Annotated in this window: 19 protein-coding genes; 9 read left to right on the top strand and 10 right to left on the bottom strand. The window is 50.5% G+C overall.

Annotated features, from left to right (window positions below):
* Positions 1-501 (top strand): transposase (locus Q3A88_RS06400; RefSeq protein WP_226302583.1); only part of this gene is annotated, 501 nt, incomplete at its 5' end.
* 141 nt (positions 502-642) lie between these two features.
* Here Q3A88_RS06400 and yajL read toward each other — a convergent pair.
* Positions 643-1,233: a protein deglycase YajL gene (yajL, locus tag Q3A88_RS06395; protein WP_010282087.1), complete on the bottom strand. Its 591-nt coding sequence runs from the start codon at positions 1,231-1,233 to the stop codon at positions 643-645.
* A complete protein-coding gene (gene panE / locus Q3A88_RS06390; protein ID WP_317177602.1) occupies positions 1,196-2,104 on the bottom strand; it encodes a 2-dehydropantoate 2-reductase in 909 nt (302 codons plus the stop codon). Before panE ends, yajL begins: the two co-directional genes overlap by 38 nt.
* 188 nt (positions 2,105-2,292) lie before the next feature.
* Here panE and Q3A88_RS06385 point away from each other — a divergent pair, with 188 nt between their 5' ends.
* Entirely contained in the window at positions 2,293-2,784 is a 492-nt protein-coding gene (locus Q3A88_RS06385; protein ID WP_014914521.1) for a YajQ family cyclic di-GMP-binding protein, read from the top strand.
* A gap of 55 nt (positions 2,785-2,839) precedes the next feature.
* Here Q3A88_RS06385 and Q3A88_RS06380 read toward each other — a convergent pair whose 3' ends face one another.
* The 8 genes from Q3A88_RS06380 to Q3A88_RS06345 form a co-directional block, all read right to left on the bottom strand.
* Positions 2,840-4,204, bottom strand: a complete 1,365-nt coding sequence (locus Q3A88_RS06380; protein WP_110163788.1) for an MFS transporter — start codon at positions 4,202-4,204, stop codon at positions 2,840-2,842.
* Positions 4,205-4,441: 237 nt separating this feature from the next.
* Positions 4,442-5,332, bottom strand: a complete 891-nt coding sequence (gene cyoE / locus Q3A88_RS06375) for a heme o synthase (RefSeq protein ID WP_010282097.1) — start codon at positions 5,330-5,332, stop codon at positions 4,442-4,444.
* 14 nt (positions 5,333-5,346) lie between these two features.
* Positions 5,347-5,679, bottom strand: coding sequence for a cytochrome o ubiquinol oxidase subunit IV (locus tag Q3A88_RS06370; RefSeq protein ID WP_015839339.1), 333 nt, complete (start codon positions 5,677-5,679; stop codon positions 5,347-5,349).
* On the bottom strand, positions 5,679-6,293 hold the full coding sequence (locus Q3A88_RS06365) for a cytochrome o ubiquinol oxidase subunit III (RefSeq protein ID WP_014914524.1): 615 nt from the start codon (positions 6,291-6,293) through the stop codon (positions 5,679-5,681). Before Q3A88_RS06365 ends, Q3A88_RS06370 begins: the two co-directional genes overlap by 1 nt.
* Positions 6,283-8,274, bottom strand: a complete 1,992-nt coding sequence (gene cyoB / locus Q3A88_RS06360) for a cytochrome o ubiquinol oxidase subunit I (RefSeq protein ID WP_119873853.1) — start codon at positions 8,272-8,274, stop codon at positions 6,283-6,285. Before cyoB ends, Q3A88_RS06365 begins: the two co-directional genes overlap by 11 nt.
* 4 nt (positions 8,275-8,278) lie before the next feature.
* A complete protein-coding gene (gene cyoA, locus Q3A88_RS06355; RefSeq protein WP_014914526.1) occupies positions 8,279-9,241 on the bottom strand; it encodes a cytochrome o ubiquinol oxidase subunit II in 963 nt (320 codons plus the stop codon).
* Positions 9,242-9,666: 425 nt separating this feature from the next.
* Entirely contained in the window at positions 9,667-11,154 is a 1,488-nt protein-coding gene (ampG, locus tag Q3A88_RS06350; RefSeq protein ID WP_317177601.1) for a muropeptide MFS transporter AmpG, read from the bottom strand.
* A 59-nt stretch (positions 11,155-11,213) separates the two neighbouring features.
* Entirely contained in the window at positions 11,214-11,792 is a 579-nt protein-coding gene (locus tag Q3A88_RS06345; protein WP_317177600.1) for a lipoprotein, read from the bottom strand.
* Between the two features lie 325 nt (positions 11,793-12,117).
* Between Q3A88_RS06345 and bolA the strand changes: the two genes are divergently transcribed.
* The 7 genes from bolA (at position 12,118) to ppiD (ending at position 21,841) form a co-directional block, all read left to right on the top strand.
* Positions 12,118-12,432, top strand: coding sequence for a transcriptional regulator BolA (gene bolA / locus Q3A88_RS06340; RefSeq protein WP_039529541.1), 315 nt, complete (start codon positions 12,118-12,120; stop codon positions 12,430-12,432).
* 314 nt (positions 12,433-12,746) lie between these two features.
* A complete protein-coding gene (gene tig / locus Q3A88_RS06335; protein ID WP_010304174.1) occupies positions 12,747-14,051 on the top strand; it encodes a trigger factor in 1,305 nt (434 codons plus the stop codon).
* 535 nt (positions 14,052-14,586) lie between these two features.
* Positions 14,587-15,210 (top strand): ATP-dependent Clp endopeptidase proteolytic subunit ClpP, encoded by a 624-nt coding sequence (clpP, locus tag Q3A88_RS06330; protein WP_010282141.1) that lies wholly within the window; start codon positions 14,587-14,589, stop codon positions 15,208-15,210.
* Between the two features lie 163 nt (positions 15,211-15,373).
* Positions 15,374-16,648, top strand: coding sequence for an ATP-dependent protease ATP-binding subunit ClpX (gene clpX, locus Q3A88_RS06325; protein WP_010282142.1), 1,275 nt, complete (start codon positions 15,374-15,376; stop codon positions 16,646-16,648).
* 192 nt (positions 16,649-16,840) lie between these two features.
* On the top strand, positions 16,841-19,222 hold the full coding sequence (gene lon, locus Q3A88_RS06320; RefSeq protein WP_110163785.1) for an endopeptidase La: 2,382 nt from the start codon (positions 16,841-16,843) through the stop codon (positions 19,220-19,222).
* Positions 19,223-19,419: 197 nt separating this feature from the next.
* Positions 19,420-19,692 (top strand): nucleoid-associated protein HU-beta, encoded by a 273-nt coding sequence (gene hupB / locus Q3A88_RS06315; RefSeq protein WP_005976031.1) that lies wholly within the window; start codon positions 19,420-19,422, stop codon positions 19,690-19,692.
* Positions 19,693-19,960: 268 nt separating this feature from the next.
* Entirely contained in the window at positions 19,961-21,841 is a 1,881-nt protein-coding gene (ppiD, locus tag Q3A88_RS06310) for a peptidylprolyl isomerase (protein WP_317177599.1), read from the top strand.
* Positions 21,842-21,941 lie beyond the last annotated feature (100 nt).

Raw genomic sequence — 21,941 nt, 5'->3', positions numbered from 1 at the left:
CTGGTTGAAGCCTCTGTCAGAAAGATACTTCAAGTGCTGAACAACGAACTGCAGGTGGTACAAGCGCTGATTGATAACCATATCGATAAACACCCTGAGCTGAAACGGGATATGGAATATCTGACGTCGATAAAAGGGATAGGGTCAGCAGTCGGGAGTACAATGCTGGTAGTCCTGAGGGGAAATCACTTCATCAGTGCAGAACAGGCAGCATCCTGGGTGGGAGTTGTACCTAAGGAAAAACGCTCAGGAAGCTCTGTCCGCGGCAGAACAAGACTCTCAAAGAATGGTCCTCCAGAAGTGAGAGCCAAACTCTTTATGGCTGCAATAGTTGCCGTCAAACACAACCCTCTACTCAAACAGTTTTATGACCGCCTTCTGGCGGCGGGAAAAGCGAAGATGTCAGCGCTGGGTGGGGTGATGAGAAAGCTGGTACACATCTGCTACGGTGTTGTGATGAAACAGCAAAAGTATGACGAGAATTACGCTACAGCAGCTTGACGCTCAAGACGGTAGCTGTACGCTCGAGCCGCGACATCCCTGTCGCGGACGCTTTACTCTTCTATCCCATTATCACTGTTTTCGTTCCTTAAATAGATTTATCGCCGTATCTAACACGTGCAAGCGCCTTTTTCATCTACGCTAATCGCGATAGTTATGAATTCCCGGCGGCAGGATGAGCTGTGCGGCGACTTCGGCGGCTTTTTCTTTTCCCAGCAGCAAATCAATAATCTTCAAGGCGAAATCCATGCTGGTACCTGGCCCTTGTGTGGTTAACAGATTTACGCGCGGATCGTAGACGACACGCTTTTCCATCCATTTTTCTGGCGCAATCTTATCCTTAAACGCCGGATAGCCCGTCATGTTTCCGACGGGGAACAGCTGATGATATTCCAGCACCAGCGCAGGCGTTGCACACATCGCAGCGACAATTTTCCCTTCCAGATGCGCTTGTCGAATGCATTCCACCAGTATTGGGCTATCGCGGAAGCACTCCGCACCTTGCAGCCCACCCGGTAATACCAGCACATCGAAAGGCCGATCGGCGACGGTAGCCAGTGGGGCATCCGCTAGTAGCCTTACCCCACGTGAGCAGACGATTTCAAGATTGCCATCGCTGGCTACGCTGGCAAGCGTGACCTGAATACCTGCCCGGACAAGCAAATCGATGGTCGTGACGGCTTCAGTTTCTTCACTACCAGGTGCCAGACACACCAGTGCCGATGCGGTCATAATCATTTTCCTTTTGCTTAATGTAGTCAAACAGACGAGCATTTTCGGGGAGCATCAGGCCGTGGAGGCGCGCTCGGTGCAGTAAATACCCGGTAATGTAATCAATTTCGGTATGCCGCTGAGCGATGATGTCCTGCAACATCGATGAGGTGTTTGCCGCCGTGTTCTGAATAACTTGATTCACGTAAAGCAGCAGACTATCTCCCGATGTATGGAAGCCTTCCCGTTCCATGACGCTGGCCACCTCCTGACAAAGTGACACAATCAGTTCTGGATAGGCAGAAAGCTCGCCATTAGTGCAGTGATATTTCACCGTCAGCGGATTGATGACGCAGTTAGCCGCCAGCTTCAGCCAGCAGGTGGCGCTAATGTTGGTGTGCCAGGCCACATCAGGCAAGGCCTGATGCAGCACCTCAGCTAAATGGCTTTGGCTGCTGTCACCGTTAAATGTGCCAATATGCGTTGTGCCTGCCGCAACGTGTACGACGTTATTGATGTCGCGTCGGGCGGCGTGGGTGGTGATACCGAGCACCAGTGGCTGCTGCAACGACGGTAATTCTTCCCGCGTGCCCATCCCATTATGTAAAAGCAGAATCGTGCACTGTGGGTTGAGCTGCGGCAACAGCACGGTAACGGCATCGGAAACCTGCCAGGCTTTTAGCGTCACCAGCAGAAGTTCGCTTTGGGCAAGGTGATCGTGGTCGTTCGCTGTCAGGTTGAGATTACAGTGCTGGCCGTCCAACATGGTGACATTGACTGGACAATACGGTTGCGGAATGCGCAGCCATCCCTGGACATCATGCCCTTGCTGATGTAACGCAGCGAGCCAAAGTTGACCCAGCGCGCCACAGCCAAGAACGGTGATTTTCATGTACGTTTCCCCTATTTGATACGGGCGCTGTCGTTCTGCCATGATAGGCTATCATTCATGTCACGATCTTGTGTTATTCGGCCTGTTTGCCGGATGCCGAGTAAAAATCGGGATTGTGTCTGGCATCTTGCTTATCGCAGAAGAGCGGTTATTATGCTCGCCAGCCAAATTTGTCAGGAGAGCGAATTATGCCATCTTTCGATATTGTTTCGGAAATTGATATGCAGGAAGTCCGTAACGCGGTGGAAAATGCGACGCGCGATCTGAGCACCCGTTGGGATTTTCGTAATGTTCCGGCCAGCTTTGAACTGAATGAGAAATCACAGAGTATCAAAGTGGCCAGCGAGTCTGATTTTCAGGTACAACAGCTGGTTGATATTCTGCGTGAAAAGCTGGTTAAGCGCGGTATTGAAGGCGGTTCGCTGGATATCCCAGAAGAAATGGAACACAGCGGAAAAACGTACAGCGTGGAAGCGAAGCTGAAGCAAGGTATTGAAACGACGCTGGCGAAGCAAATCATCAAGCTGATCAAAGACAGCAAGCTGAAAGTGCAGGCGCAGATTCAGGGTGAACAGGTTCGCGTCACCGGTAAATCACGTGATGACTTACAGGGTGTGATGGCGTTGATTCGCGGCGGGAATCTGGGGCAACCGTTCCAGTTTACCAACTTCCGCGATTGATACTTTTAGTCAGCCGCCGATGAACAGAAAGGCCAGCAAAAGCTGGCCTTTCTATTTAGTTCTGTCCTACCAGCTGTTCTAGCTGCTGCCGATTGGTCTTTTTGTTGTCGATCTTCACATAGATGCTCTGTTCATCCGGTACGACGACCACTTCTGCAACGCCGGGTTGGGTACGTATTTTCTGTTCCAATTCACTATCGCGCAGCGCTAAATCAGGCAGTGTAATTCTCAGGCTGCTGAGATAAGGCGGTTCTTGCATGGTGAAGCTGACGAGTAGCCAGATGGCCGCAATGGCCGCGCCAGCCATAAAGACGGCAGACGCGCCATAAAGCTCAAACAGTCCGCCGCCGAGGCTCCCGCCAATTGCAACGCCGATAAACTGCGTGGTGGAATAAACACCCATCGCGGTGCCTTTATATCCTGCTGGTGATTCCTTGCTAATCAGCGATGGCAGCAGCGCTTCCATGACGTTGAAGGCCAGGAAGAACAGCTGTACGCCGATGATAATTTGCCAAAGATGGTTACCCGCTGCCCATAAGACAACCTCTGCGGCGATCAGCACCACGATGCAACTGATGAAGACCTGCTTCATTCGTCTTTTCACTTCCGCATAAATGATGAAAGGCACGACGCCGGCAAAAGAGATCAGCATCGTGGTCAGATAGACTTTCCAGTGATCCTGCGGTGCTAACCCTCCGGATTCCATGACTCGGGGGAGGGCGACGAAGCTCGACATCAATAAAATATGCAGACACATGATGCCGATGTTCAGCTTCAGCAGGCGGCTATTGCTGAGCACTTTGCGGAAACTGCCGCGCACCATCGCCGATTCTCGATTCAGAACGTGCTCAGGTGCGGAAGGAATCAGCGTCAGGGTAATGACAATACCTGCGAGTGACAGAAGGGCGATGCCCCAGAAGAGCGCCTGTAAACCGAAGGCATGGGTAACGATAGGCCCAACGACCATCGCGATAGCAAAGGTGACGCCGAAGCTCACGCCGATAAACGCCATGGCTTTGGTTCGGTTCTGCTCACGCGTCAGGTCGGAAAGCAACGCCATAACGGCAGCGGAGATTGCCCCCGCGCCTTGCAGTGCCCGGCCAAGGATAATGCCCCAGATAGAGTCGCTCAGTGCAGCGATGACGCTGCCGAGAGCAAAAATCAGCAATCCCCCAACGATCAGGGGTTTTCTGCCGATGCGGTCAGAGGCCAGGCCGAAGGGAATCTGGAAAATAGCCTGCATCAGGCCATAAATGCCAATGGCAATACCGATCAGCGCTTCACTGGCCCCCTGTAAGGCCATGCCGTAAGTTGTCAGGACAGGCAACACCATAAACATGCCAAGCATGCGCAGTGAAAAAACGGCTCCTAAGCCCCATGTGGCGCGTAATTCGCCAGGGGTCATTTTATTATCGTTCATGTGTACCTCTGAAAAGCAATTGCCACTATTTTAGTGCGTTCTTGGTCAGACAGTAAACGATAGGTTTGTTACGTGATTTGGCGGAGGAGAAAGTAGGGGAGGGGAAAAGAAAAAAACGCAGGGTGCATTTTCCAACATTGCTGGCGACGGCCCGAAGGGGACGTGCAGAAAACATGACATAAAAAAACAGGCGGACAAGCCACCTGTTTTTCTTAATGTATGTAACGCTACTTGTGATTAACGCAGGTAAGTCAACATGATTTCATGCGCGGGTGCCATTGAATCCACGGACATCATGACGCTCAGTGATGTAATCGCGACAATGGAGAAAACAAACAGTTTTCTTGCCCATACACGGTCATCAATCGCGTTTTTATAGCCTGACAGCGCCATACCCAACCACCAGACACTCACTGCTGCGGCAACGATCAGATATTTATAGCCAGCATAGCCGCCGAGAGACAGCATCAATGTTGCTACCGCAAACGCCACGATATAGAGCGTGATGTGGTGTTTCGCAACGGAGATGCCTTTCACAACAGGCAGTACCGGGATGTTGGCGGCCTGATAATCCTTGAAGCGGAAAATCGCAATCGCGTATGAGTGTGGCATCTGCCACAGGCTAAAGATCAGCAGCAGAATCAACGCGCCAGCGTCGAACTGGTTGCTGACGGCACAGTAACCGATAACCGGTGGTGCCGCGCCGGACAGGCTGCCAATCAGCGTGCCATAAACAGAATGCCGCTTCATGTACAGACTATATACACCGACATACACAACGAAGCCCATCACCGCCAGCCACATGGCCAGCGGGTTAGCCGCGATGTAAAGCAGAGCAAAGCCCGCAATACCTAACAGCGATGCGTAAACCAGCGTTACCTTCAGCGAAATCAGTCCCTTTACCAGAACCCGATTTTTGGTTCTCTCCATTTTCTTGTCGATATCGCGGTCAATGACGTTGTTAAACACGCAGCCAGATGCAACGACTAACGACACACCCACGAGGGTGGCGAAAAACAGGGGATAATCAATGCGGCCTTGGGCCGCAAGGAGAAATCCACCGATAACGGAAATCAGATTTCCGAAAATAATTCCTGGTTTAGTAACTTGCAGGTATTGCTTAATCATCTTTTACGGCTCTGTTACTGGATCATCATATTGTGGTGTGCGCTCATCATAATCCAGATGGAGCCCACGACGACAATAGCGATAATCAGGACGGCAAACACAAGAGCCACCACGTTCCAGCGCTCTTCTGAGGACGTATTCAGGTGCAGGAAGTACACCAGATGCACCAGAATTTGAACCACTGCACATCCCACCACCGTGAAAAGAATGGCGTTATGCGAGGCAGTGCCGCTCATGACCATACTGAAAGGAATCACTGTCAAAATCACAGACAGAACAAAACCTATTACGTATGACTTAACGCTGCCGTGGCTGGCACCTGAATGATCGGTTGTTGAATGACTCATTACATCGCCCCCAGCAGATAAACAACGGTGAAGACACAGATCCATACCACGTCGAGGAAGTGCCAGAACAGACTCAGGCACATCAGACGCGTTTTGTTGGTTGCAGTCAGGCCACGTTTAGAGACCTGAATCATCATGATGACCAACCAGATCAGACCGCCTGTTACGTGGAGCCCGTGAGTGCCGACCAGTGCGAAGAAGGCTGACAGGAACGCGCTGCGATCCGGGCCATAGCCTTCCACGATCAGATGATGGAACTCATAGATTTCCATCCCGATAAACACCAGACCGAACAGGAAGGTCACGCCTAACCAGGTATTAACCTGAGATTTGTTGCCCTTGTTCATGGCGATCATCGCCATGCCGTAGGTAATACTACTGAACAACAGCGCGAACGTTTCCACCAGCACGAAAGGCAGTTGGAAAAGCTCTTTCCCGCTTGGGCCACCCGCAGTACCGTTAACCAGTACCGCATAGGTCGCGAACAGTGACCCGAAAATAATCAGGTCGCTCATCAGGTAGACCCAGAAGCCGAATACTTTATTGGCGCCTGTGTCGTGGTGCCCATGCTCGGCATGGGCAGTGTTGTGGTTAGTCAGAGTTTCAGTTGACATGTTTCACGCCTGCCTTACTGAGTTGATCAAAATTCTGATTCTCAATTTGCTCAATTTCTTTAACCGGCACGTAGTAATCCACGTCTTGATTAAAGCTATGCACAATCCAGGTCACAATCATGCCTGCGAAGCCAGCGATGGCCAGCCACCAGATATGCCAGATCATGGCAAAACCGAATACCAGGCTGAATGCGGAGATAATCACACCGGCGCCGGTGTTCTTCGGCATGTGAATCTCTTCATAGCTGGCAGGGCGCTTGTAAGCTTCACCTTTCTCTTTCGCTTCCCAGAACGCATCACGTTCGTCAACATGCGGCACGACAGCGAAGTTGTAGAACGGCGCAGGAGAAGAGGTTGCCCACTCCAGCGTACGTCCACCCCACGGATCGCCCGTCAGGTCACGGTTCTGGTGACGGTCACGGATACTGACGTAGAACTGGATCACCTGACACAGCACACCGATACCGATCAGCACTGCACCGATGGATGCAACAACCAGCAAGGCGTGGAATTCAGGGTTGATTTGCTGGCTCAGACGACGCGTCATCCCCATGAAGCCGAGGACGTACAGCGGCATGAAGGCAACGAAGAAGCCAATAATCCAGAACCAGAACGCACGTTTACCCCAGGTTTCGTTCAGGGTGAAACCAAAGGCTTTCGGGAACCAGTAAGTAATACCCGCGAAGCAACCAAACACCACGCCGCCGATGATCACGTTATGGAAGTGAGCAATCAGGAACAGGCTGTTGTGCAGGACAAAGTTTGCGCCCGGTACGGCCAGCAGTACGCCGGTCATCCCACCGATGGTAAAGGTGATGATGAAGCCCGTGGTCCACAGCATCGTGGAGTGAGACTGAATACGGCCTTGATACATGGTGAACAGCCAGTTGAAGATTTTAACCCCGGTTGGGATTGAAATAATCATGGTGGCTATACCGAAGAAGGCGTTGACGTTCGCGCCGGACCCCATGGTAAAGAAGTGGTGCAGCCAAACGATGAACGACAGAACCGTAATCGCAATGGTTGCCCACACCAGTGAGGTGTAGCCAAACAGACGTTTTTTACAGAAGGTGGCAACCACTTCGGAGTAAACACCAAAGATCGGCAGCACCAGAATGTAAACCTCAGGATGACCCCATGCCCAAATCAGGTTGATGTACATCATCATGTTGCCACCCATATCATTGGTAAAGAAATGGGTGCCGAGGTAACGGTCAAGCGTCAGCAGCGCAATGGTAACGGTCAATATTGGGAACGCGGCAATGATCAGCACGTTGGTACACAGTGCCGTCCAGGTAAATACTGGCATTTTCATCAGCGTCATGCCAGGTGCGCGCATCTTCAGAATGGTGGCGAAGAAGTTAACACCTGTCAGCGTAGTACCGATACCGGATATCTGTAGACTCCATATCCAGTAATCGACCCCGACGCCGGGACTGTACTCCTTTCCTGAAAGCGGCGGATAGGCCACCCAACCCGTCTGCGCGAACTCACCGACCCCAAGAGAGAGGTTGATCAAGATAACGCCCGCAACAAACAGCCAGAAGCTAAGGGAGTTCAGGAAGGGGAAAGCAACGTCACGCGCACCGATCTGCAAAGGAACCGCAAGGTTCATCAGGCCAACGACAAACGGTGTCGCCACGAAGAAGATCATTATGACACCGTGCGCGGTGAAAATCTGATCGTAGTGGTGAGCGTTTAGGAAGCCTTCTTGCCCGGCAGAGGCCAGCACCTGCTGGCCACGCATCATGATGGCATCGGCAAAACCACGTATCATCATCACCAGACCGACGATGATGTACATGATACCGATTTTCTTGTGGTCGACGGAGGTGAACCATTCGGCCCACAGCCATTTCCACTTGCCGAAATAGGTTATTGCCGCTAGCAGCGCAAGGCCGCCAACGATGATCGCCGCCACGGTGACCATAATAATGGGTTCGTGATACGGAACCGCATCGAGTGTAAGTTTTCCGAACATCGTATTATCCCTCGGCTCCTTTGTGCGAGCTATGCTCGCCCATGTTCATACCCTCACCGTGTTGCATGTTTTCTTCGGGCTTCATGCCTTCACCATGATGTTGCATGTTCATGCCGCTGCCTGTGAATTTGCGAATAAGATTATTAAACAAATCCGGCTGGACACTGGAGAAGTATTCGACAGGATGGAATTCACTTGGTTTAGCCAAAGCGTTGAATTCATCCATGGTATTCAGTGTCTTAGGGGACGACCGAACGTTCGCAACCCACTGGTCGAACTCTTGTTGAGTTGGCGTAGCAATCGCGGTGAACTTCATACCAGAGAAGCCTTTACCACTATAGCCGCCAGAGATACCGTCATATTTGCCCGGTTCGTTAGCGATCAGGTGGAGCTTCGTCTGCATTCCGGCCATGGCATAGATTTGTCCACCAAGACGAGGGATGAAGAAGGAGTTCATCACGGAGTCGGATGTAATCTTGAACGCAACAGGTACGTTGGCAGGGAAAGCCAGTTCGTTAACCGTCGCGATACCCAAGTCCGGGTAAACAAACAGCCATTTCCAGTCAAGCGAAACAACTTCGACATTGATAGGTTTGACGTCTGACACCAGTGGCTTATAGGGATCAAGCGAGTGGGTCGTCTTCCAGGTAATCGTGCCAAGAATGACGATAATGATAATTGGTACAGTCCAAACTACTGCTTCTATCTTATTGGAGTGTGACCAGTTCGGGGTATATTTTGCCTTTTCATTGGAAGCACGGAACTTCCAGGCAAAAGCTATCGTCATAACGATAACGGGAATCACAACGATCAACATCAGCCCGATGGCAGTCAGTATTAACGATCTTTGCTCTAACCCGATCTCTCCTTTGGGGTTCATCAGCGCCATATCGCAACCGCTCAGCAGAGCAGTGGCTGCAAATAAAGACAGCATCCCAAAAATTGTATTGTATTTCTTGAGTCTCATCTAGCGACCTCAATAACAAGGGCTCTATTGTCATTTTACGCGAGCGGGCATTTTACGGGAAGGTTACTGCACTGTAAACATGATTAAGGTTATGTCAGCCGTTTGTTGCTGTTTTTTGCCCTTAATGTCACAAAGATAGCCAAAATAAAAATGGTATTGAAAAACAGCAAATTAAGAGGCTACCCCGATAAGAGTATGGATGGATAATAAGAAATTACAACTCACCATAACGCTTATTTTCTATTTCCGATTTAGTGAAAATTTTTGTTCAATCTGCGTTTTTGATGACAAATGAAATTAGTTCTGAGGGATTTTTACGAGGAAATAAAATTCCAGCTAGCAAGATAATTGTGGGAAAAATAATTAAATAAAGGAAAACTGTAATAGGTTCAGGCAGCATGTGGGCGCTGCCTGAACGAATATCGTCAGTGTGTTGACGGTTTTGATGCACGTCTGAGCGACAGGTAATCCAGCAAGCTACCGAAGAAAATGCCCAGCAGAGCGAGTGCGCCGCCTGCGGCGAGCAGGTATTCTGCTACCTCTGGCAGTGAGGACCATTCCAGCACATTGCTGATCAGCAGCATGAGCCACAATGCCAGCACGATCGCACCCAATGCCAACACATATAAGGCTTTCTTGTAATAGTTCTGGAAGTTTGTGCGTAACTGAAAGGTGTCGGTTTTCTGGGTGAACTCCAACGTCTCACGGCAGATCAGCAGGATGGCCAGACCCGGTAACGCGGCAAAAATCGAGAACAGGTAGAACCATGCCCAGCCATAGGATTCGACAAACCAGCCTGCGATAGGGCCAACGTAAACCCGTCCGACGGCGGCAAGGGCGGAAAGCAGAGCAAACTGTGTGGCTGAGAACGACTTATTACACAGCGTCATCAATAGTGCGACGAATGCTGCTGTCCCCATACCGCCGCAGAGATTTTCCAGAAAAACAGCGGTAGCCATGGTGAACAGATTTTTGGCGGTGATAGCCAGCAGCCAGTACCCCGCGTTGGACACAGCCTGAAGAATACCAAACAGCATCAGCGCTCTGAACAAGGAGAGCCGCTGCATCAATAATCCGCCGTAAATGGCTCCCACGATGGTGGCGAAGAGTCCAAGCGTCTTATTAACCAGCCCGACATCACCCGCATTGAAACCAACGCCGCGTATCAGGAAGGTTGTCGTCAGGCTGACCGCAAAGGCGTCCCCGAGCTTGTATAACACGATAAGCAGAAGAATGAGCCAGGCGTTGTTGCGTGCGAAGAAATCGCGTAGGGGGGCAACAATCGCTTGCTCCATGCTGCGCGGCGCTGGCTGGATATTCAGTGGCTCCGGTGCTAACAGGGTCGCGAACACACCGATCAGCATGAGTCCTGCCATTAACCAATAGGTGGCCTGCCAGCCGAAATAGCGATCGGCCATCCACAACGCCAGTCCACCAGAAACCAGCATCGCCAGACGATAACCTAATACCGAGGTGGCTGCGCCCGTACCACGTTCTTCTGGGGGAAGTAAATCCGTCTTATAGGCATCAAAAACAATATCCTGAGAAGCGGAGCAGAATGCGACCAGAACCGCCAGCGCAGCCAGCCACCAGAGATCGCGAGCTGGGTTCATAAACCCCATACCAATAATGGCAGCAATCAGCAGAAGTTGACTGAGTATCAGCCAGCCGCGGCGTCGGCCGAGAAACGGTGGGGTGTAGCGGTCCATCAGCGGGGACCACAGGAACTTGAATACGTAGGCCTGACCAACCAAAGAGAAGAAACCAATGGTTTTCAGATCGACATTCTCGACGGTCATCCAGGCTTGCAAGGTGCCGGAGGTCAATGCCAGTGGTAAACCGGAAGCGAAGCCAAGCAACAGCATAAAAAGCGAATTACGTTGGCTGAACAAAGCAATGATGCGACTAAACATGAAGAGTCCTTTCCCTTGCTCCGTGAGCGTTCAGGAGCAAGGGAAGCGGCGTACAGAAATTAACGGGCGTTTTCTTTGATAAAGCTACTTACTGTTGTGTCTTGTGCCATGTCGTTGATGACATCGCCTAACACCGTGTTAACAGCATTGGTAATGTTCTCATTATTGGCAGTAAACGCGCCCTGAACGTTATAGGTTGAACGGTAGTTCTTCACCTGCTTGTTGCCATTTGCCGCTTGAGAAATGATGGAGATATCCGCTTTGGTGGTGATGTTGTAGCGCAGGTTGCCTTCGGAGACATCGGCGTACAGGTGGTTAACCACGATCTGCAAGGCTACCGGGCCGCCAGTACCGATCATGTAACCACGCGCGGTCATTTGTTTCTCCAGCGCTTCTTGCAACAGGAAACGCAGATCGCGAGAAGGCGTCAGCGTAATCAGTTGGCCATCGCGATTCACTTTCGCCAGAGCCTGATCGGCGCGTTGGTCTGCACCATTGATACTAATCGTTACGCCCATCAGCGTCGGGTCCTGGGAAGGCAGGCTGATTTTGGGGGTGATGTTCAGCGTGTTGCTTTTTGCTGCACATCCTGCAAGCAGAACGACGGCCAGAAGAGGAAAAAATAATTTTTTTAACATTCGTATTTTCTCAGTAATGATTAGTGTGGTGAGCTGACAAATATTGTTGATATCATATCATCGCCACAGGCAGGAAAAAGAGCAGATAGCAGGTAAATTGTCCTGAAATTCATCTTTTTCATGCCGTTGACCCGGAAAAACGTTTTTATCACATCAATACCGCCGATGATATCTCCACTCTTCGTGACCCTTTTTTCTTCTTTGTCATGCCGCTCTTAGGCATAACAGATTGAAAAAACGCTAAGGTTATACTGACTCGGACATCGGTGAATGACAGCAATGTCGCGTTGATATCACATTTTCCCCAAGCCGAAAGGGTAGTCGTATGATGCGTGAAACGATAGAAGAAAAGCTGCGTGTGGGTTTTGAACCCGTTCATTTAGAAGTCACTGATGAGAGCTATCGCCACAACGTGCCTGCGGGAGCGGAAAGTCATTTTAAAGTTGTGTTGGTCAGCGATAAATTCACGGGCGAACGTGTGATTGGGCGACATCGCGCAGTCTATGCCGTACTGGCCGCGGAGCTGGCGGGGTCGGTGCATGCACTCGCGCTACATACGTATACGACAAAAGAGTGGACCAGCTTGCAAAATGCCGTCCCTTCTTCACCGCCTTGCGGTGGCGCTGGCATCCTTTCTTAAGTCATTAATATGGCCCGTTCCTGACATATCGGGGCGGGTTACTGACAAAAGTGTGAATCCGTTGCTGTAATAGTCTGCCCGCCGTTCTCGACTCATCCCCTCTATATCGCTATAATGCTGCGTCTATTTTTCCTGAATGTATTCGGGACGCTTCTGACTACAGGGACGGGGTTGGCAATTTCTCGGTTCTGCGAGGTTTATTTAAGCCTGTGCGCCTTGGTGCCAGCGCTGAATCAGCCCTGCTGTCGTGAGAGTTTTCGTCGCGAGAATAGTTTTGGGGTTGACCGATCACTGTGATTTTTTGAGGTAACAAGATGCAAGTTTCAGTTGAAACCACTCAAGGTCTGGGACGTCGCGTAACGATTACCGTTGCTGCTGACATCATTGAGAGTGCGGTGAAGAGCGAGCTGGTCAACGCGGCCAAAAAAGTACGTATTGACGGTTTTCGTAAAGGCAAAGTGCCGATGAATGTTGTTGCTCAGCGTTATGGTGCCTCCGTGCGTCAGGACGTATTGGGTGACCTGATGCAGCGCAACTTTGTTGACGCGATCATCAAAGAAAAAATTAATCCGGTTGGCGCGCCTAACTATATCCCTGGCGAATATGCTGTAGGCGGCGACTTCACTTACTCTGTTGAGTTTGACGTGTACCCGGAAATCGAACTGAAAGGTCTGGATGCGATCGAAGTTGAAAAACCGGTTGTTGAAGTGACTGATGCTGACGTTGATACCATGCTGGACACGCTGCGTAAGCAACAGGCAACCTGGAAAGAAACTGACCGCGCTGCGGCAGCGGAAGATCGTGCAACGATCGATTTCACTGGTTCTATCGACGGTGAAGTCTTTGAAGGCGGAAAAGCGTCCGACTTCGTTCTGGCAATGGGCCAGAACCGCATGATCCCAGGCTTTGAAGATGGCATCGTTGGTCACAAAGCGGGTGAAGAATTCACTATCGACGTGAACTTCCCAGAAGATTACCACGCTGAAAACCTGAAAGGAAAAGCGGCTCAGTTCGCTATCGTCCTGAAGAAAGTTGAAGAGCGTGAGCTGCCTGAACTGACTGAAGAATTCATCAAGCGTTTCGGCGTGGCTGATGGTTCTCAGGAAGGTCTGCGTGCTGAAGTTCGTAAAAATATGGAACGTGAGCTGAAAGGCGCGGTGCGTAACCGTGTGAAAACTCAGGTTCTGGACGGACTGATCAACGCCAACGAAATCGACGTGCCAGTTGCACTGATCGATGGCGAAATCGACGTTCTGCGTCGTCAGGCTGCACAGCGTTTTGGCGGCAACGAGAAGCAAGCGCAGGAATTACCGCGTGAGCTGTTCGAAGAGCAAGCTAAACGCCGTGTTGTTATCGGTCTGTTGCTGGGTGAAGTTATCAGCACCAATGAGCTGAAAGCTGACGAAGCACGCGTTAATGCGCTGATCGAAGAGATGGCTTCTGCTTACGAAGATCCACAGGAAGTTATCGAGTTCTACAGCAAAAACAAAGAGCTGCTGAACAACATGCGTAACGTCGCTCTGGAAGAGCAAGCGGTAGAAACCGTACTTGCTAAAGCGAAAGTCGTTGAGAAATCAGTAAGCTTCAACGAACTGATGAATCAAACAACTACGGCATAAACCTTGTTGAGATCAACATTGTTTATTGCGTAGCGGGGATGCTTCCCTATCAAAGCCCGTGCCTTATGGCGCGGGCTTTTTGCTTGTAGCGTTCGCAATATACTGATGATTATCGTTTAGGTGGTACTTAACGCCGGCGTTTAGCGCCTTCGCCTCCGCTAGTGAATCGACGAGAGAGGGGCGACTGAAATTGCACTATTATTAACTCATGCAGAGAATTTGTTAGGTCAGGCAACGAGTTAAACCACAACGTTACCGTGCTGATAACGTGTTAAGAATAAAATAATTGGCTCTTTAATAGAGAACGATTGATAGTGTAAGCTTGAAATACAATGCGTGTGCCCCCACTCACTGAAGAGGAAAAGTGGCACAGCAGGTAAGGATTCTCGGCCATATGGGTTGTTCAGCAAGAGTGAGGCAGGGTTCCATAGTCATCCCCCCCTATCTCTAGTAGAATTGAGTAATACTATGATTGAACAGCGCAATGATTGAACAACGCTAAGAGTGCCGGACGCATTTTATCTAGGAGACGTGAATGTCATACAGTGGCGAACAAGAAAGACAAGCACCTCATATGGCGTTAGTGCCGATGGTGGTTGAACAGACCTCGCGTGGGGAACGTTCTTACGATATCTATTCCCGTCTGCTAAAAGAACGGATAATCTTCCTGACTGGTCAGGTCGAAGATCACATGGCGAACCTGGTTGTGGCACAGATGCTGTTTCTGGAAGCCGAAAACCCAGAAAAAGACATTTATCTGTACATTAATTCCCCAGGTGGCGTCATTACTGCTGGTATGTCCATTTATGACACCATGCAGTTTATCAAGCCAGATGTCAGCACGATCTGTATGGGACAGGCCTGTTCTATGGGCGCGTTCCTGTTGACGGCGGGAGCCAAAGGTAAACGTATTTGCCTGCCTAACTCGCGCGTCATGATTCACCAGCCATTGGGCGGTTTCCAGGGGCAGGCAACGGATATTGAAATCCATGCCAAAGAAATACTGAAAGTGAAAGCCAAGATGAATGAGCTGATGGCGAAACATACGGGTCAGCCTCTTGAAGCGATAGAGAGAGACACCGAGCGCGATCGTTTCCTCTCTGCCAGTGAGGCAGTAGACTACGGTTTGGTAGACTCCGTATTCACGAACCGTGGGTAATAATTCGCCATATTAGCGGTCTGGTGTAGCTAAAAATCAGTGTTCGACCGATAGTCTGTTGTGCGAGGTTATTTTACGCGTATTGGCTATAAGTATCGGCGTTCGTTGTAGCGGTATCGCTGTGGTTGGCCTGCGGGCAAAAGACGAAAAAGAGGTTTAACTCATGACAGATAAGCGCAAAGACGGTTCAGGAAAGTTACTGTACTGCTCTTTTTGCGGCAAAAGCCAGCATGAAGTGCGTAAGCTGATTGCCGGGCCGTCGGTGTATATCTGCGATGAATGTGTTGACTTGTGTAACGACATTATTCGCGAAGAAATTAAGGAAGTGGCGCCCCACCGTGAGCGCAGTGCGTTGCCGACGCCACACGAAATTCGCCGCCACCTTGACGATTACGTTATCGGCCAAGAGCAGGCCAAGAAGGTATTGGCCGTTGCGGTATATAACCACTATAAACGCTTGCGTAATGGTGACAGCAGCAACGGGATCGAACTGGGTAAAAGTAACATCCTGCTGATCGGCCCTACGGGGAGCGGTAAAACGCTGCTGGCTGAAACGCTGGCGCGCTTCCTGGATGTCCCGTTCACCATGGCGGATGCCACTACGTTGACCGAAGCGGGTTACGTCGGTGAAGACGTCGAGAACATCATTCAGAAGCTGTTGCAGAAGTGCGATTACGATGTGCAGAAAGCGCAGCGTGGCATTGTCTACATCGATGAAATCGACAAGATTTCTCGTAAGTCAGACAACCCATCGATCACTCGCGACGTATCTGGTGAAGGCGTGCAGCAGGCGCTGCTGAAGCTGATCGAAGGTACGATTGCCGCGGTTCCACCGCAGGGTGGGCGTAAGCATCCGCAGCAGGAGTTCTTGCAGGTTGATACCTCTAAGATCCTCTTTATCTGCGGCGGTGCGTTTGCGGGTCTGGACAAAGTGATCGAGCAACGTACCGATACAGGTCGCGGTATCGGCTTTAATGCGACGGTTAAAGGATCGGCTGACAAAGCAACAGAAGGCGAGTTGTTAAGCAATGTTGAACCGGGTGACTTGATTAAATTCGGTTTGATTCCTGAGTTTATCGGCCGTCTGCCAGTGGTTGCTACGCTGAGAGAACTGAGCGAAGAAGCACTGATTCAGATTCTGCGTGAGCCAAAGAATGCGCTGACCAAGCAGTATCAGGCGCTGTTCAATCTCGAAGGCGTTGAGCTGGAATTCCGCGATGAAGCGCTGACGGCGATTGCCAAGAAAGCGATGGCGCGTAAAACCGGTGCTCGTGGTCTGCGTTCTATCGTTGAAGCAGCTCTGCTGGATACCATGTATGACCTGCCATCGCTGGAAAGCGTGGATAAAGTCGTCATTGATGAATCCGTCATTGCGGGCCAATCTGAGCCATTGCTGATCTATGGCAAGCCTGAGACACAGCAGGCATCCGGCGAATAATTAATCAATTTGGCCGTATCAAAAAATAAAAATGGGGGATTTTATCCCCCATTTGTTTTTTACACGCATGCTGGTCGTTGAATGTGAGATATTTATCCCCATATACTCAAATACCTATTTGATGAAACCCGTGAAAACCGCGTTTCACGAGATTCCTATAACCTGGCGGAAACGAAACTAAGAGAGAGCTCTATGAACCCTGAGCGTTCCGAACGCATAGAAATCCCCGTATTGCCATTGCGCGATGTGGTGGTTTATCCGCACATGGTCATTCCGTTGTTTGTTGGTCGGGAGAAATCGATTCGGTGCCTTGAAGCCGCAATGGATCATGATAAGAAGATCATGCTGGTGGCACAGAAAGAGGCCTCAACGGATGAGCCAAGTATTAACGATCTTTTCTCGGTAGGGACGGTAGCCTCAATTCTTCAAATGCTGAAACTGCCGGACGGCACGGTAAAAGTGCTGGTCGAAGGGTTACAGCGTGCGCGTATTACGACGCTTTCTGACAGCGGTGAGCATTTCGCTGCACACGCAGAATATCTTGATTCCCCAGCGATTGATGAGCGCGAGCAGGAAGTGCTCATGCGCACGGCGATCAATCAGTTTGAGGGATACATCAAGCTGAACAAGAAGATCCCGCCGGAAGTGCTGACATCTCTGAACAGCATCGATGATGCTGCGCGTTTAGCTGACACCATTGCTGCGCACATGCCGCTGAAACTGGCTGATAAGCAGTCTGTACTTGAAATGTTCGATATCACTGAACGTTTGGAGTACCTGATGGCGATGATGGAATCCGAAATCGACCTGTTGCAGGTAGAAAAACGGATTCGTGGCCGCGTTAAGAAGCAAATGGAAAAAAGCCAGCGTGAGTACTATCTGAATGAGCAAATGAAAGCGATTCAGAAAGAGCTGGGTGAGATGGATGACGCACCGGATGAACACGAAGCGTTAAAACGCAAGATTGATGCGGCGAAAATGCCGAAAGACGCGCGTGAGAAAGCCGAAGCAGAATTACAAAAGCTGAAAATGATGTCACCGATGTCAGCGGAAGCGACGGTGGTGCGCAGCTATATTGACTGGATGGTGCAGGTGCCGTGGAATGCGCGCAGCAAAGTGAAGAAAGACTTGCTGAAAGCGCAGGAAATGCTGGATACCGACCATTATGGTCTGGATCGCGTGAAAGAACGCATCCTCGAATACCTCGCAGTACAGAGCCGGGTCAGCAAGATCAGAGGGCCGATTCTGTGTCTGGTGGGGCCTCCTGGCGTGGGTAAAACCTCGCTCGGCCAGTCTATTGCCAAAGCGACCGGGCGTCAGTATGTGCGTATGGCGCTGGGTGGCGTGCGTGACGAAGCGGAAATCCGCGGTCACCGCCGTACTTATATCGGTTCCATGCCGGGAAAACTGATCCAGAAAATGGCAAAAGTTGGTGTGAAAAACCCGCTATTCCTGCTGGATGAGATCGACAAGATGTCTTCGGACATGCGTGGCGATCCGGCTTCTGCCTTGCTGGAAGTGCTCGATCCTGAGCAAAACGTGGCGTTTAACGATCACTATCTGGAGGTCGACTACGATCTGTCCGATGTGATGTTTGTTGCGACGTCTAACTCCATGAACATCCCGGCACCGTTGCTTGACCGTATGGAAGTCATTCGTCTTTCCGGCTATACCGAAGACGAAAAGCTGAATATCGCCAAACAGCATCTGCTGCCGAAACAGATCGAACGTAATGCGCTGAAAAATGGCGAGCTGTCGGTAGAAGACAGCGCGATTGTTGGCATTATCCGTTATTACACGCGTGAAGCTGGCGTACGTAGTCTGGAGCGTGAAATCTCCAAGCTGTGCCGTAAAGCAGTAAAAACGCTGTTGATGGATAAATCCACTAAGCATATCCAGATTTCGGGCGATAACCTTAAGGATTTCCTTGGGGTACAGCGCTTTGACTATGGTCGTGCGGACGATGAAAATCGCGTAGGGCAGGTGACCGGACTGGCCTGGACGGAAGTGGGCGGCGACCTGCTGACGATTGAAACGGCCTGCGTACCGGGCAAAGGTAAGCTGACTTATACCGGTTCACTGGGTGAGGTCATGCAGGAGTCGATTCAGGCTGCGCTTACCGTGGTTCGTGCCAGAGCGGAAAAATTAGGCATCAATGCTGATTTTTACGAGAAGCGTGATATCCACGTTCACGTTCCAGAAGGTGCGACGCCGAAAGACGGTCCGAGTGCGGGTATTGCGATGTGTACCGCGCTGGTTTCTTGTTTGACCGGTAACCCGGTGCGTGCCGATGTGGCGATGACGGGGGAGATTACCCTGCGTGGTCTGGTGCTGCCGATTGGTGGTCTGAAAGAGAAGCTGTTGGCCGCACACCGTGGTGGTATCAAGACGGTATTGATTCCTGATGACAACAAGCGCGATCTGGAGGATATCCCACAGAACGTGATTGCCGATCTGGACATCCATCCGGTGAAACGTATTGAGGAAGTGTTAGCGTTAGCGTTGCAGAATGCGCCTTCTGGTATGCAAGTGGTCTCGACGCCTAAAGCCAAGACCAAAGCCAAGGCAAAATAGTGACCTGTCGCAAAAACCCTTGAGAAAATCAGGGCTGGTGAGTGAAATCGTGCTTGCCAGCTTTTTTTTGTACCGCTAAGTTAGAGCACTGTTAGTTTTAGCCGTAACTGGCTAAGCATGACAGCATTGATAATAAGTTACGTGTCGCGTCTTGGGACATTGAAGCGCGATAAGAGAATTCCAGAGGGGATGACAGAGTGAACAAGTCACAATTGATCGACAAAATTGCCGCAGATGCTGATATTTCCAAAGCGGCAGCAGGGCGTGTGTTAGATGCAATTATTGGTTCCGTTACCGAATCCCTGAAAGAAGGGGATGATGTCGCTTTGGTTGGTTTTGGTACTTTCTCAGTGCGTGAACGTGCTGCTCGTACCGGCCGTAACCCGCAAACGGGTAAGGAAATCAGTATCCCTGCGGCGAAAGTACCAGGATTCCGTGCTGGTAAAACGCTGAAAGACGCCGTTAACTGATTATTACGTCACAGGTTTGGTGGATAACCACTTTGGGCCCCAAACAATACCTGACGCAATGATATTGGTAGGGTAAGATACGAGGCGCATCATTTTATGATGTGCCTTTTATTTATTAGGACTATACATACCCGACACATGGCAGACGTGGCGGGCAATAAGCTTAAGTGCGCCCTAGCCTTGTATTGGGCTATAGCAATCGCAAGGATGCATGGCTCCGGCCAGCGCAGGGAGTTTTATCCATTCTACAGCGGAGTGTTGTCACATTATGATGGACAATTTACGTACGGCCGCGAATAACGTCGTGCTCAAAATTATTCTTGCTTTGATCATCGCATCATTCGTTCTAACTGGCGTTGGTGATTATCTTATTGGTGGTTCAGGAGATTACGCTGCAAAGGTGAACGGGCAGGAAATTACCCGCGCACAGCTCGAGCAGGCGGTACAGAACGAACGCAGTCGTCAGCAGGAAACCTTGGGAGAGAATTTCTCTCTTCTGGCGAGTAATGACGGCTACATGCAGCAATTGCGTAGGCAGGCACTCTCCCAACTTATTGATGAAACCTTGCTGGACCAGTATGCCAACAAACTTGGGTTGAACATCAGTGATGAGCAAATCAAACAGGCGATCTTTGACGTTCCCGCGTTTCAGACCGACAACCGTTTTGATAATGAAAAGTATCTGGATCAGGTTCGTCGCCTTGGCGTAACGCCGGATATGTATGCGCAGATGCTGCGTAAGCAGCTGACTTCACAGCAACTGATTCGCGGCTTTGGCAATACCGTATTCCTGCTGCCGCAGGAGATCGATAATCTGGTGAAACTGGCTGCACAAGATCGTGTTGTCCGTGTTGCAACCATTGATATTGCTGCCAAGGCGAAGGCGCAGACGGTTGCTGACGATGAGATCCAGAGTTATTACGATCAAAACAAAGGGAATTTCATCGCACCAGAAGAATTCAAAGTCAGCTATATCACGCTGGATGCGGCAAGCATCATGGACGGCGTGAAAGTAGACGATGCAGCCATCAACGATTTCTACGAGCAGAACAAGAGCGCCTATTCCCAACCTGAGCGCAAAAAATTCAGCGTTATTCAGGTGAAGAATGAGGCCGATGCAGCGTCTATTCTGGATGCGCTGAAGCAAGGTGGTAATTTCGCTACGCTGGCGAAAGAAAAATCAACGGACGTTATCTCGCGCCGCAACGGTGGCGATCTGGGATGGATGGACGAAAACAGCATGATTGATGAGCTGAAGCAGGCAAAACTGACAGAGAAAGGTCAGGTTTCCGAAGCGATTAAATCCTCTGTTGGCTATCTGATTGTGCGTCTGGATGATGTTCAACCGCAGCAGGTCAAACCGCTGAGCGAAGTGCGTGCCGAGATCGCTGAGAAAGTGAAGCACGAGAAAGCGCAGGATGGTTACTATGCGCTTCAACAAAAAGTCAGCGAAGCGGCCAGCAATGACAACGAGTCTCTGGCTTCAGCAGAAGAAGCGGCTGGAGTGAAAGCCACGCAGACCGACTGGTTTACGCGTGAGAAAGTTCCCGCTGCGTTGAACTTCCAACCGGTAACGCAGGCTATCTTTAGCGGTGCGCTGCTGGGCGAGAACGGTGCTGCGGGCAACAACTCCGATGTGATTAACGTCGACGGCGATCGTGCTTTCGTTCTGCGTATCACTGAGCACAAGCCTGAAAGTACTCGCCCTCTGGATCAGGTTCGTACCGAGATCGTAGAGACGCTGAAACGTCAGAAGGCTGAACAGCAGACTCATGTAGACGCTGAAAAAATTCTGGCTGAACTGAAGCAAGGTAAAGATGACGCGCTTAAAGCTGCGGGCCTGAGCTTTGGCGAGGCAAAAACGATGTCTTCTATCTCTCAGGGTGATGCAACGGCCGAAGCAATCTTTGCTATGCCACATCCAGAGAAAGATAAGCCATCTTATGCGATTACTCAGGATCAAGCCGGTAATGTCGTGCTGGTCGCGCTGGATAGCGTGACACCACATCAGCTAAACGATGAGCAGAAAACGCAGTTTGCTAGCCAGGTTCAGCAAGGTTCTCTGGGCGCGCTGTTTGATTCTCTGCTGTCCAGCTTACGCAGTGAAGCGAAAATCAAGATGGGCAATGCGGCGCAAGAACAGCAATAAGCTCCGCAAAAATTTGCAAATCGTTGCAATAAAAAAAGGCCGCTTTCGCGGCCTTTTCCACATTTAAATTCTGCTGTTTGCGGTGTTGATGGGTCTGCGG

Source organism: Pectobacterium sp. HCp5_1 (genome assembly GCF_032905925.1).
GTDB lineage: Bacteria > Pseudomonadota > Gammaproteobacteria > Enterobacterales > Enterobacteriaceae > Pectobacterium > Pectobacterium brasiliense_A.
This window is presented reverse-complemented; position numbering and strand designations above follow the sequence as displayed.

Bases quoted from the DNA above. Each gene is read 5' to 3' on its own strand.
- yajL (WP_010282087.1), bottom strand. From the start codon at position 1,233: ATGACCGCATCGGCACTGGTGTGTCTGGCACCTGGTAGTGAAGAAACT.
- panE (WP_317177602.1), bottom strand. From the start codon at position 2,104: ATGAAAATCACCGTTCTTGGCTGTGGCGCGCTGGGTCAACTTTGGCTC.
- Q3A88_RS06385 (WP_014914521.1), top strand. From the start codon at position 2,293: ATGCCATCTTTCGATATTGTTTCGGAAATTGATATGCAGGAAGTCCGT.
- Q3A88_RS06380 (WP_110163788.1), bottom strand. From the start codon at position 4,204: ATGAACGATAATAAAATGACCCCTGGCGAATTACGCGCCACATGGGGC.
- cyoE (WP_010282097.1), bottom strand. From the start codon at position 5,332: ATGATTAAGCAATACCTGCAAGTTACTAAACCAGGAATTATTTTCGGA.
- Q3A88_RS06370 (WP_015839339.1), bottom strand. From the start codon at position 5,679: ATGAGTCATTCAACAACCGATCATTCAGGTGCCAGCCACGGCAGCGTT.
- Q3A88_RS06365 (WP_014914524.1), bottom strand. From the start codon at position 6,293: ATGTCAACTGAAACTCTGACTAACCACAACACTGCCCATGCCGAGCAT.
- cyoB (WP_119873853.1), bottom strand. From the start codon at position 8,274: ATGTTCGGAAAACTTACACTCGATGCGGTTCCGTATCACGAACCCATT.
- cyoA (WP_014914526.1), bottom strand. From the start codon at position 9,241: ATGAGACTCAAGAAATACAATACAATTTTTGGGATGCTGTCTTTATTT.
- ampG (WP_317177601.1), bottom strand. From the start codon at position 11,154: ATGTTTAGTCGCATCATTGCTTTGTTCAGCCAACGTAATTCGCTTTTT.
- Q3A88_RS06345 (WP_317177600.1), bottom strand. From the start codon at position 11,792: ATGTTAAAAAAATTATTTTTTCCTCTTCTGGCCGTCGTTCTGCTTGCA.
- bolA (WP_039529541.1), top strand. From the start codon at position 12,118: ATGATGCGTGAAACGATAGAAGAAAAGCTGCGTGTGGGTTTTGAACCC.
- tig (WP_010304174.1), top strand. From the start codon at position 12,747: ATGCAAGTTTCAGTTGAAACCACTCAAGGTCTGGGACGTCGCGTAACG.
- clpP (WP_010282141.1), top strand. From the start codon at position 14,587: ATGTCATACAGTGGCGAACAAGAAAGACAAGCACCTCATATGGCGTTA.
- clpX (WP_010282142.1), top strand. From the start codon at position 15,374: ATGACAGATAAGCGCAAAGACGGTTCAGGAAAGTTACTGTACTGCTCT.
- lon (WP_110163785.1), top strand. From the start codon at position 16,841: ATGAACCCTGAGCGTTCCGAACGCATAGAAATCCCCGTATTGCCATTG.
- ppiD (WP_317177599.1), top strand. From the start codon at position 19,961: ATGATGGACAATTTACGTACGGCCGCGAATAACGTCGTGCTCAAAATT.